This is a genomic window from Saccharibacillus endophyticus, assembly GCF_013185185.1.
Classification (GTDB): Bacteria; Bacillota; Bacilli; order Paenibacillales; family Paenibacillaceae; genus Saccharibacillus; species Saccharibacillus endophyticus.
Window position 1 is genome coordinate 25053 of the sequence record NZ_JAAZWE010000003.1, and the last position, 12089, is coordinate 37141.

Genomic DNA, 12089 nt, shown 5'->3' on the forward strand with positions numbered 1-12089 from the left:
TTGTTTCCGGTTTTCACGATGCCTGAACCGACGGGGACTTATGCGATCGGCACCTTCGAAGCGCATCTCACTGATGAGCGTCGCAATGAAACAAAGCGCGGTACGGCTCCGGAGGCAGAAGCAGTCCGTGAAATTCCGATTACGGTCTGGTATCCGGCGGAACTTCCAAGTCAACAAGACAATGAGGCGGAAAATTACCCGGATTCGCTGGGAGAGTGTATTTCGCTGGTGTTCGGCCTGCCGAAAGGATTGTTCCGACATGTGTCGCGGGTGAAAACGCATATGTTCAAAAATGCTAGAGTCGCGAAAGAGCGTTCGAGTTATCCGGTATTGTTGTTCTCTCCGGGGATTCGCTCGACGCGTTATCAGAGCCTCACTCTTGTCGAAGAGCTGGCTAGCCAAGGCTATATCGTCATCGGAATGGACCATCCGTATACATCGGCACGGGTGACCTTGAAGGATGGAAGCCGCGCTGAATACTTGCATGAACCGGAGTTTGCACAGTCGCGCGAATTGTATGATTATAATGTGAAAGAGGTCGCGGTACGCGCATTGGATGCTCGTTTTGTACGGGATACGTTGGAAGAATGGAATCAGCCGTCTTCGGGTCATGCCTTGTCGGGTCGGATGGATCTGAATCGGGTCGGGATTCTGGGCCATTCCTACGGCGGAGCGACTGCTGCGGAAACATTGGCGACGGATGAACGTTTTGCTGCCGCGCTCAGTCTGGAAGGCGGATTCTGGGGCAAGGTGTCGCATAAGCCGCTGGAGCGTCCGTTTATGTATCTGTTCACGGGCGGAACGGCGCAGAGCTTGAATCCGGACGCGTCGAAAAAAGAAGCCGTCTTTTTCGAGGAATGGCAAGAAGACGCGGATCGGGTGATGCGGGCGAGCCGAAGCGACGCGCTATTTGCGACGGTGGAGCCTTTTTACCACCAGAGCTTTACCGATATTTCGCTGGTGTCCCCGAAGCTGTTCGCCAAGCAAGTCTCGCCGGAGCGGACGATCGAGATTACGCGTTCGTATGCGACTGCTTTTTTTGATCGGTATCTAAAAGGGATGAAGTCCGATCTGCTTGGGCAGGATGTCGCGGCATTTCCCGAAGTTCGTTATCGGCCTGAATATACGCGCATGGGCGATACGGCGCTAACCGGCGGATATCTGGACGGGAATGCGACGCCGAATGCGGAAGCCGCATCACGATAGCAGCGACAAAGTGAAGGAGGGCGCCCGATGAAGAAGATGACCCGCGGACAGCTGGCCAAGCAGACGGGGCTGACAACGGCGGCGATACGCTTTTACGAGGATGAGGGTCTGCTGCCGCAGCCCGAACGGAGCGAAAGCGGATACCGGCTTTACGGCGATGAGTATCTGACGATGATCAAATTTATTCAGGATACGAAAGCGCTCGGTTACCCGCTATCCCGAATCGGCGATACGCTGCGCAAGCTGAGCGGCGGGCCGGAGCTGGCCGTGGACGCGATCCGGGAACTGGTGCGCGGGCAGATAATCGGGATTGAGCGCCAAGAGCGTCATTTGGCTGAAGTGAAGCTAAATCTGAGCCGCCTGTTGACCGAATACGACGACGAAGCGGTACGGGAATATATGCGTTCGTTTCGGCGGGAGCCGGAAGCAGATTAGACGGAGGCGCGCCTGCCTGAAAAGAATTGCGTTTCCATAAGGATTCGATGCAGATTCTCCCCTTGCCGAAGCGCTAATTATGGTACAATATAGGGATGAATACGTACGATACAGAAGGGAACGTGAACATGAGCCAAACCCAAGATAAAGTTTTGCGCGAGGAAGTCGAGAAACGCAGAACTTTTGCCATTATATCTCACCCGGATGCCGGGAAAACGACGCTGACGGAGAAGCTGCTGCTCTTCGGCGGCGCTATTCGTCTGGCCGGAACGGTCAAGGCCCGCAAAGCCAGCAAGCACGCGACGAGCGACTGGATGGAGATCGAGAAACAGCGGGGCATCTCGGTTACGTCGTCGGTCATGCAATTCGATTACAACGGCCACCGCATCAACATTCTGGATACGCCGGGTCACCAAGACTTCAGTGAAGACACGTACCGGACGCTGACGGCAGCCGACAGCGCGGTCATGCTGATCGACGTCGCGAAGGGCGTCGAGGCCCAGACGATCAAGCTGTTCCAAGTGTGCGCGAAGCGCGGCATTCCGATCTTTACTTTTATCAACAAACTCGACCGCGAAGGCCGCAGCCCGTTCGACCTGATGGAAGAACTCGAACAGGTACTGGGCATTCGCGCCGTTCCGATGAACTGGCCGATCGGCATGGGACGCGAGCTGAACGGCATTTACGACCGGATGAAAAATCAGGTCGAGCTGTTCCAGGGCGACGACCATTCGCAAATTAAAGTCCAAAAAGTCGAAGACTATCGCGATCCGGTCATCTCCGAGATGGCGGGCGAGTACCATGCGAACCAACTGGCGGAAGAACTGGAACTGCTGGACGTGGCGGGCGACCCGTTCGATTACGAAAAGGTCAAGCGCGGCGAGCTTACGCCTCTGTTCTTCGGCAGCGCGATCAACAACTTCGGCCTGCAAACGTTCTTGGAAAACTTCCTGGAGCTTGCGCCGAAACCGGCACCGCGCAAAAGCACGGAAGGCGAGATCGAACCGGTACGCGAGAAGTTCAGCGGCTACGTGTTCAAGATTCAAGCCAACATGAACCCGGCGCACCGCGACCGTATCGCGTTCCTGCGTATCGTGTCCGGCAAGTTCGAGCGCGGCATGAGCGTCAAGCACGTACGCGTCGGCAAAGACATCAAGCTGGCCCAACCTCAGCAGTTCTTGGCCCAAGACCGCGATATCGTCGAAACGGCGTACGCGGGCGATATTATCGGTTTGTTCGACCCGGGCATTTTCCGGATCGGCGATTCGCTCGTGGAAGGCCAGAACTTCGAATTCGAAGAATTGCCGACGTTCTCGCCGGAGATTTTCGCTAAAGTCACGGCCAAAAACGCGCTCAAGCACAAGCAGTACCAAAAAGGGATCGACCAACTGACCGAGGAAGGCACGATTCAAGTCTTCCGTACGGTCAGCTTCGACGATACGATTCTCGGCGTAGTCGGGCAGCTGCAATTCGAGGTCTTCGAGTATCGGATGAAAAACGAGTACGGCGTGGACGTTCAGCTTCAGCGCCAATCGTTCCAGTTTGCCCGTTGGATCGTCGCGCCGGAGATCGACCCTTCGAAATTCCGGATCAATTCGACGCTGGTAAAGGACAAGAAAGGCAACTACGTCGCGCTGTTCGAGAACGAATACGCGATGCGCACGGCCATCGACAAAAACCCGGACGCCCAGTTCCTGGAGATGGCACCCTGATTTTCAAGGAGGCCTGACGAAGGATGGGAAGAAGGAAGAAGCAGTACGCGATCATCGGAATGGGCCGCTTCGGTTCGAGTATCGCCAAGACGCTCAGTCAAATGGGCTTCGACGTGCTTGCGATCGACGCGAGCCAGGAGCGGACGCAGGAAATTTCGAATATGGTGACGCACGCGGTATCGGCGGACACGACGGATGAAGAAGCGCTGCAAGCGCTCGGTATTCGCAACTTCGACGTCGTAGTGGTGGCGATCGGGCAGGATATTCAAGCGAGCATCCTGACCACGTTGATTTTGAAAGAAATGAACGTGCCGACCATTATCGCCAAAGCGCAAAACGAGCTGCACGGCAAAGTACTGAGCAAGATCGGCGCGGACAAGGTCGTGTTCCCGGAGCGGGATATGGGGACGCGCGTCGCGCACAATCTGACGTCGCCGAACATTCTCGATTATATCGAACTGTCGGGCGATTACAGTATTTTCGAAATGCTGGTCCCTGCGAAAATGGTCGGGCGGAATCTGATCGAGCTGAATTTGCGGCAAAAGTACGGCTGCAACGTGATTGCCGTGCGCCGCGGCAGCAAGATGAATATTTCTCCCGATCCGCACGGACGGCTGTGGGAAGGCGACGTGCTGGTGATCGTGGGCGAGCGGGACGATCTGGTTCGCCTCGAAATCTCATTCGATAAGCACGGATGAGTGGAAACAGGTGCTGAAATCCTGTGCGATTATAAAGAAGCTTTAGAGCGCTGCGGGAGAAATTCGTTCAAGATGCTGTCTCACTCGGAAAACTGGAATGAAATTTCAATGGAAGTTTTCCGAATTCAAAGGCATCTTTCACTGAATTTCTCCCTCCGCTGGAAGCTGGCTTTAAAAGAGGGTTTTCTGCACCGTTAAAGGGTGTAGGGAAAAAGAATAAAGATTGCCTATCAGAAGCGCAAATAGTCATAAAAGCATAAAGCAGATAAAGGTATCGCTTCGGCGGTGCCTTTATCTTTTGGAAGATATCATTTTAAAGAAGCGGAGGTTGGAAGAATGGGACATGCGCAGATCGAATCGACGGCGAACGCTCGGGTGAAAGAATGGGCGAGTTTGCTGGAGAAAAAGCATCGCGATCGGCAGGGGAAGTATATCGTCGAAGGCGTGCATTTGGTGCAGGAGGCTCTGAGGTCGGCTGACGTAGAGTGCGTGGCTTATGATGCGGCGCTCGGAGTGCCTGCGGAGTTGAAGGAAGATGCGCAGGCCGCCGGGCAGGGAGAGTGGGTCGCGGTGTCGGCGGCGATCGTGGCGAAGTGTACGGAAGCGCGGACGCCTCAGCCGGTGTTTGCGGTGGTGCGGAAGTCGGCGGCGAAGATCGGGGACATTTTGCTTGCGGAGAATGCGCTTGTCGCGGTGTTGGACGGCGTGCAGGACCCGGGGAATGTAGGGACGATCATCCGGGCGGCGGACGCGGCGGGAGCTACTGGCGTGCTGATCGGGCGCGGGAGCGCGGATATTTATAACCCGAAGACGGTACGCTCGACGATGGGATCGCTGTTTCATCTGCCGATCGTGGAAGGCGATCTGACGGAACTGCTGCCGCAGGCGCGCGAAGCGTCGGCAAAGATCGTCAGTACGAGCCTTCAAGCGAAGCAGAACTGCTACGAGGCAGATTACCGCGGCGCGACCTGGTTCGTGTTCGGAAGCGAAGGCAGCGGCGTCTCGCCGGAGGTAGAGGCCTTCGTGGACGAAGCGATCATTATTCCGATGCCGGGGCAGGCAGAATCGCTCAACGTGGCGATGGCGGCTTCGGTGCTGCTGTTCGAGGCGGTGCGGCAGCGGTTGGCGTAGCTTCCCGTTTCCCGAATTCATGCATTCTCCTCAAATCTGCAAAAAAAGAAACTGCCGTTCTTCGCGAACGGCAGTTTTTTTGAATGATCCGGAAGATCAGGCTCTCATTCAGACAATAGGGAACCAACCCGGGGTACTGTTCATGATCGTTTTCCACATGGGGGCGGGAATAACCAAAGATTCTTGGTCGTCTTTAGTTAACGTAAGCACAATATCCGATTCCTTGCCTTCTTGTACCTTTTTCACCCAATCCGGATCGACAATGAGCTGTCTGCCGAGCGCAACCAGAGGAACCCCGATCTCGTAAGCGTTCAGCGCATCTTCCGCCGTGCGAATAGCGCCGACGCCGATCAGAGGCACTCTTCCGTCAAGCTTATCCAAGATGACGGCCATTCTCGAACGGTTTCGTTCCTTTCCGCTGCGGGGGTGCGACGAGTAATCCATTAGCGAAATATGGAGATAATCAAGTTCCCGCTGCGCGAGAGCCTCGATCAATTCAAGGGTATCCGGCATCGTAATGCCCGGCGACTCCGCTTCTTCGGGAGAGAACCGGTAGCCGACCGCGAAATTTTCTTTTCCGTGCTCGTCGACCACGCGGATTACTTCGTCCACGACAGCCAACGGAAAGGCCATGCGCTTCGTCAAACTTCCGCCCCACTGATCGTCGCGGTTATTGGTGTGCGGCGAAAAGAATTGTTGGAACAAATAGCCGTTTGCTCCGTGAATCTCGATGCCGTCATATCCCGCTTCAATGGCTCTTCGCGTCGCTTCTCCGAAGTCTTTAACGATCGAAACGATCTCCGTATGCGTCAAGGGCCGCGGAATCACGGAAGGGTTTTGAGCATTCGGCACATTTCCTGCACTAACGACGTCGCCTTCGGGGACCAGTTCCGCGGGGCATTCCCGTCCTCCGTGGTACAACTGCAAAATTGCTTTTGTACCTCGGCCTTGTATAGCGGACGCCAACCGCTGCAGACTGGGAATCATGTCGTCGCGATCGGCTGCGAATTCACCGTGAAACCCTTTGCCGTTGGGCGTAACATACACGCAGGCTGTAATGACCAGCCCGACTTGGCCGGAGCGACGTTCATAATAACGCAGCTCTTCTTCCGAAACCGAGCCGTCAGGGTGGGAAGACCAGTTTGTCATGGGAGCCATAACGATCCGATTCGGAATTTGAAGTCCGCTGCGAAACGTAAAAGGTTGGAACAAGGGATTGAAGATCGGATTCATTGTTTTTCCTCCTGAATTTAAAATGGGTAGGAATCTCTGACGGTTTAACTATTCGATACATGGACCCGTTTGATAAAGAACGAGCAGACGAAGCCGATTGCCGCGATAAAAATCGCGATCGTAAAGACGTTTGCAATCCCTGTCGCGGCAGCCAAAGATTCGATATTCGGTTCGTTTGCAGAGTCTTTGAGATATTCATTCATTCCCAGCGTCATGATGCTGACGGCAACCGCCGTTCCGATCGCTCCGGCTAACTGCTGAATCGTATTCATGATGGCACTGCCGTGCGAATAAAGCTGCGGCGGCAGTTGGTTGAGTCCGTTGGCCTGCGAAGGCATCCATACCATGGCGATCCCGATCATCAAAAAGGAGTGAAGGATCATAATCTGAAGCAAGGCGGTATTCACCGTAATTCCGGAGAGGAGCCATAATACGGCCACGATCATCGCCATCCCGATCGGAACGACCCACTTGGGACCGTATTTATCGAATATTTTTCCCATGATGGGCAGCATGACGGCATTGACGATTCCGCCCGGCAGCATAGCGAGTCCCGCTTCGAAAGCATTCAACCCGAGTCCTCGGATCAAAAACATCGGCAGCATGATAGTAGCGCTGAGCATGACCATCAAATTCAAAAAGATCATAATGGAGCCGACGGTGAACATTTTATATGTAAATGCCCTCAAGTCCATCATCGGCTCCCCCAAGCTCAACTGCCGTTTGACAAAAAAGAACAGCGAGCAAACGCCGACGACGATAGAAATAAGCACGGTAGGTGAATTCAGTCCGTTTTCATGTTCTCCCGCGCTGCTGAAGCCGAATACGATTCCGCCGAATCCGAGCGTTGAAAAGAACAGGGAAAGCAGATCCAACTTGGGCTTGGTCAAAGTCGAAAAATTTTTCAGATGTCGCAGTCCAATCAGCAAAGCGACGAGCAGGACGGGAAGAGTAATGATAAAAATCCAATTCCATCCCAATCTCTCGAGCAGCAGGCCCGAAATCGTAGGTCCGATCGCGGGGGCAACGACCAAGACCAATCCGATTAAGCCGTACGCTCCGCCCCTTTTTGCCGGAGGGATGATCATAAGCACTGTGCTGTACATCAGCGGAAGCATGACGGCGACCCCGGCGGCTTGAATGACGCGGGCAATCAGCAGCAAACTGAAGCCGGGAGAGAAAATAGCAATCAACGTACCCGCGATCGAAAGGGCCAGTGAAGCGGTGAAAAGCTGCCGCATCGTAAAACGCTGCAGCAGCAGACCCGTTACGGGAAGCAAGATTCCCAGCGTCAACAAGTATCCTGTCGTCAACCATTGTCCGGCTGCATTGGAGATCCGAAATAAGTCGATCAGATCGCTCAAAGCGATATTGAGTGCCGTTTCGTTGAACATTCCTACAAATCCGCTCAACAACAATGCGGCCATGATCGGAATGACTTTATAGTTTGGCTTGTTTTCTGCATGCTGCGACATTTCGCATCTCCATCCTGCTTTGAAATTTACGATTTTTATCAAGGACTTCAAGGATTAGTTTTATCTATGATTGTTCCAAAAAAATTTAAGGATCCCGCAAAACTCAGATGTACTCCTTTCTTTTAAAATGGACTACGGTTATCTATAATATCTTCGTAATATGTTCTTGTCAACGTCATAGCAAAAAACGACCTTATCCGAAAAGCATGGAAAAGGTCGCAAATCATTTAGCTCTCGTCCCAAATCCGTCGTACATTCTCAAAAGCAATCCGCGTCCCCGTCAAGCAGTCTTCCATGCCTTCATACTCGATCGAAAGGAAGCCGTCGTAGCCGGAAGATTTGACCAAACTGATGATCTCGACTAAATCCAGATCGCCTTGTCCGGCAATCGCGCCGCGCAGGTAACTGCCGCCGGCGCTGCGGAACCAGCCTTCGCCGGGGTTGCGGCGAGCCGGACGGATGTAGAAGTCTTTGATATGCACCATGGAGGCGTACGGCAGATTATTGGCAACGGCGGCGAGCGGGTTTTCGTCCACGCAGACGAAATTGCCGACATCGAGCGTGGTTTTGAAATTGTGACGGTCTACGGCATGAACTAACGTCTGCACGCGATCACTGGCCTGGATGTAATAGCCGTGATTTTCGACGCTTGTCGTGATGCCGTAGCCTGCCGCATGATCGGCAATCCGGCGGCAGGCCGCAGCAAGTCGTTCCAGGTCTTCATTAAAACGCAGGATAGAGGTGTCTTCGCGCGATGCCACGTCATGGCGCATCAGCTTGATGCCGAGCCGGGCCGCGCGATCGACTTCGGCGATGACGCGCTTGATCTCCGCTTCATAACTTTCCTCATTGTCGGTAATGAAGTTTGCGCCGATTGCGTAGTTGGACAGCATAAGCGACCGTTTTGCCGCACGTTCGACCAGGCGTTTCTCCAGATCTGGGTCTTCGATGAAGTCGAACCCGAGCCCCGGTACGATCTCGATATGCGCGGCGCCGAGTTCGGCGGCCCAGTCGAGCGCTTCTTCGATCGTCATTCGTCCTTGGTGCATGGCTTGATACAAACTATATGAACTGATGCCGAGTTTCATAAATCGACGTGCTCCCTTCTGATTGGAAAAGATACGCTTGTTTGGATCGGATATTGAGTTCAATAGGCGTCATCGAAGCGGCTAGCCGCGATACTTTTGGATAAAACGAACTGCTCCCGCAATGTCCGCGGCCGGATCGTGTCCGACTTCGCGTTCGATCGTCAGATAACCTGTGTATCCGATCTCCTGCAGCGCCCGGAAATAAGCGTCGAAGTCCACGTCGCCTTCACCGGGAGGAAGTTCGATAAAGTCCGCTTCCGCGCCTCCCGAGGCCATGTCGGCAATCGCGGAGTGGTCCATTTTCTCATAACCCAGATAGCCGTAGACCTGCTTGGGATCCACGATGCGCAGGCGGCGTCCGTCTTTCACATGCGTGTGCACGATATAATCTTTGAGCAGGTGCACGCCTTGTACCGGATCGTCGCCCGTAACCATGACCATGTTGGCCGGGTCGAAGTTGACGGAGACGCCGTTGGTGCCCAGCGTGTCGAGGAAGCTTTTCAGATGGGCGGCAGGTTCGGGACCCGTTTCGATGGCAAAATAAGCATTCAAGCTGCTGGCGTAACGACTTAATTCTTCGCAAGCTTGGTGCATGGCGGCGTAGATCGGACCGTTGCGGTCTTCCGGCACGATGCCGATATGCGTCGTGACGACGTTGGTACCGAGTTCGAGCGCCAAATCCAGAATGCGTTTGGACTTCTCGATTTTTTCCGGGTTGACCGAAGCATCCTGGAAGCCGTGACCCGCCAGATCGCCGCACAGCGCGGAGATTTCCAGTCCGATGCCGTCGATCAGGCTGCGCAGCTCGCGGCGTTTGGCGCCGATCAGCACGTCGGGGTCCATCTCGCCGGATACCGCATAGATTTGGACGCCGTCCGCGCCGACTTCTTTTGCTTTTTTGAGTCCTTCCGTCACGCCGATGCCGAAACTGTCGACGATCACGCCGATTTTATTGGTCAGGTGCAGGTTGGTTGTCATGGTAGTTCCTCCTTTTATAAAAGTTAATCCAGTCGAATCTCGCGGCCTTCGGCTGCGGATTGGTAGATCGCGTTCAAGATCCGAATCATCTCCACGCCGTCTTCCACCGGACACAGATTCTCGGCTTCGCTCCGGCAGAGCTGCACGAAATGGTTGATCTCGCGCTTGAAGCTGTCGACGAAGTCGAAGCCCGGCGTAGTGAGCTGCGGATCGACGTTCAAGATGGTATTGTGACGTTCGGTCGCGATCGCGAGCGCCGGCTCGATCTCCGCGCCGCCGCGTTCGCCGAATACCGCCACTTGAGCCGACTCTTTGCGGGCATGCAGGGAGAAGCTGACGTCGACCGCAAGCGAAGCGCCGTTTTCGAACCTGATCAGCGCGTTTGCCATGTCTTCGACCGTATTGACGGAAGGATCGAAATCGGCGGCTTGGTAGTAAGCGTAGTTCTCCACATTAGAGCGGTTGCCCAGCTTGCGGTAGGTATTCCCGCTGACGGAGACGACTTTCGGCTTGCCCATCAGGTACCAGCACAAATCGATCACATGAACGCCGATATCGATCAACGGGCCGCCGCCCGAACGTTCGACATCCGCGAACCAACCGCCCGGATTGCCGAGACGGCGGATCAGGCTGGCTTTCGCGTAATACAGCTCGCCCAGATCGCCCGCGTCGATAAAACGCTTCAGCACTTCGATATTGGCGGCGTGACGGCGGACGTAGCCGACTTGCAGGATGAGGCCTGTTTCTTCGACGGCTTTTTGCACGGCAAGGGCTTCGTCGACCGTTTTGCATAAAGGCTTTTCGCACAGTACATGCTTGCCGGCGTGCAGGGCGGCGATACTGATCTCGGCGTGCGAGTTGTTCCAAGTGCAGATGCTGACGGCATGGATGTTGGGATCCGCGAGCAGTTCTTTGTAATCGTCATAGATGCCGGGAATTTCATACTTGGAGGCGGTTTGACGGGCACGTTCCGGGTTCAGATCGCATACGGCGACCAGCTTGACCTGCGGATTGGCGGCATAAGCTTGAAGATGAGAGTCGGAGATGGAACCGCAGCCGATTAAACCGATGTGTACTTTTTCCATAATCAGGTTCATCCTTTCCTTGGCGTCCCAAGACGATATGTTATATTTGTTCATAGGCAAGTCCAATAATACGTTTAATTTAGCACAGCGGGTAAAAGGAGAGAATGTTCAGAATGTCAAAATATATGGACTATACGATCAGCCGCAGCCCGATTCGCGTACTGACTCCTTCGGTCGATCCGGCTCGTCTGCGCATCAAATCGGCAACCATCATGAACGCGGGACATTTGCCGGGAAGAACGATGTTCAGGGAGCGGGCGACGTTTCGTTATTGGGCGATCGTGCTGATCACCGGCGGAAGCGGGCAATACCGCGTCGACGGCGGGGAAATTCAAACGGTGCGGGCCGGATCGTGGTTTTTCTTGTATCCGGGTGCTGTGTTCGATTATGGACCGCATGCCGGCGAACAGTGGGACGAATATTATTTCACGGCTTCCGGCACGCGGATCGAGGAATGGCGCAATCATTGGCTGCCTGACGCGAGGCGGGTGCATGAATGGCGAATGAACGAAATGCTGCTGCAGCGGATGGAAAACATGCTCAGGCTGATCGACAGCGGCACCCCGGATAATTTGGATCGCGCGGCGCTGCATCTGGAAAGCTTTTTATACGAGCTGGTGTCGGGCGAGGACGGGGCGGAAGACGGGCGGAGAGAACGCTTGGCGCAGCGCATCATCGAGGATATTCAGACGCTGCTGCATCTGCCGCCGACGGTAGGAGAAATAGCGGCCCGGCATCATATTTCGGTCTCGACGCTGCGCCGGATCGTGCATGATTACACCGGGCATCCTTTTAACGAGTTCGTGCATCGGCTGCGTACCGCGGAAGCGCGAAACGTTTTATTGAATACCGACATGAGCGTTAAGGAGATCGGGGAACGACTGGGGTATAAAGACATGTTTTATTTTTCCCGCGTGTTCAAAAGGATCACCGGCGTGTCTCCGAGAGAGTATCGCAGCCGGATCGGACCTTAAGAAAAGCGCGCCGTAAAGGCGTTTATCCGCAAGTCGTTATTGGTTTTTTTTGCATGCACCGTTATAATGGGTGT

11 protein-coding genes are annotated in these 12089 nt (G+C 54.5%); 6 read left to right on the forward strand and 5 right to left on the reverse strand.

The features are described 5' to 3' along the window. Nucleotides 1–18: 18 nt before the first annotated feature. From HRQ63_RS11440 to HRQ63_RS11460, 5 genes are all read left to right on the forward strand, one after another. On the forward strand, nt 19–1206 hold the full coding sequence (locus HRQ63_RS11440; RefSeq protein WP_172243581.1) for an alpha/beta hydrolase family protein: 1188 nt from the start codon (nt 19–21) through the stop codon (nt 1204–1206). Nucleotides 1207–1233: 27 nt separating this feature from the next. Continuing rightward, nucleotides 1234–1641: a MerR family transcriptional regulator gene (locus HRQ63_RS11445; RefSeq protein ID WP_172243584.1), complete on the forward strand. Its 408-nt coding sequence runs from the start codon at nt 1234–1236 to the stop codon at nt 1639–1641. A 128-nt stretch (nt 1642–1769) separates the two neighbouring features. Then, nucleotides 1770–3353 carry a peptide chain release factor 3 gene (locus HRQ63_RS11450; protein ID WP_172243587.1) on the forward strand — a complete coding sequence of 528 codons (1584 nt, stop codon included), beginning with the start codon at nt 1770–1772 and terminating at the stop codon, nt 3351–3353. A gap of 23 nt (nt 3354–3376) precedes the next feature. Next, nucleotides 3377–4051: a potassium channel family protein gene (locus tag HRQ63_RS11455; RefSeq protein WP_172243590.1), complete on the forward strand. Its 675-nt coding sequence runs from the start codon at nt 3377–3379 to the stop codon at nt 4049–4051. Nucleotides 4052–4387: 336 nt separating this feature from the next. After that, complete coding sequence (locus HRQ63_RS11460; RefSeq protein WP_172243593.1) at nt 4388–5182, forward strand: TrmH family RNA methyltransferase; 795 nt, start codon at nt 4388–4390, stop codon at nt 5180–5182. Between the two features lie 108 nt (nt 5183–5290). Here HRQ63_RS11460 and HRQ63_RS11465 read toward each other — a convergent pair whose 3' ends face one another. The 5 genes from HRQ63_RS11465 to HRQ63_RS11485 form a co-directional block, all read right to left on the reverse strand. Further along, complete coding sequence (locus HRQ63_RS11465) at nt 5291–6415, reverse strand: NADH-dependent flavin oxidoreductase (RefSeq protein WP_172243596.1); 1125 nt, start codon at nt 6413–6415, stop codon at nt 5291–5293. Between the two features lie 44 nt (nt 6416–6459). Then, nucleotides 6460–7890: an MDR family MFS transporter gene (locus tag HRQ63_RS11470; RefSeq protein ID WP_172243599.1), complete on the reverse strand. Its 1431-nt coding sequence runs from the start codon at nt 7888–7890 to the stop codon at nt 6460–6462. A 227-nt stretch (nt 7891–8117) separates the two neighbouring features. Then, complete coding sequence (locus HRQ63_RS11475; protein WP_172243602.1) at nt 8118–8978, reverse strand: sugar phosphate isomerase/epimerase family protein; 861 nt, start codon at nt 8976–8978, stop codon at nt 8118–8120. A gap of 81 nt (nt 8979–9059) precedes the next feature. Then, on the reverse strand, nt 9060–9956 hold the full coding sequence (locus HRQ63_RS11480) for a sugar phosphate isomerase/epimerase family protein (protein WP_172243605.1): 897 nt from the start codon (nt 9954–9956) through the stop codon (nt 9060–9062). 23 nt (nt 9957–9979) lie between these two features. Further along, complete coding sequence (locus HRQ63_RS11485; RefSeq protein WP_172243608.1) at nt 9980–11041, reverse strand: Gfo/Idh/MocA family protein; 1062 nt, start codon at nt 11039–11041, stop codon at nt 9980–9982. A 113-nt stretch (nt 11042–11154) separates the two neighbouring features. On the opposite strand from HRQ63_RS11485, the gene HRQ63_RS11490 reads away from it, so the two are divergent. After that, the gene (locus HRQ63_RS11490) at nt 11155–12015 is read left to right on the forward strand and encodes a helix-turn-helix transcriptional regulator (protein WP_172243611.1); all 861 of its coding nucleotides are present in this window, start codon (nt 11155–11157) and stop codon (nt 12013–12015) included. Nucleotides 12016–12089: the final 74 nt, after the last annotated feature.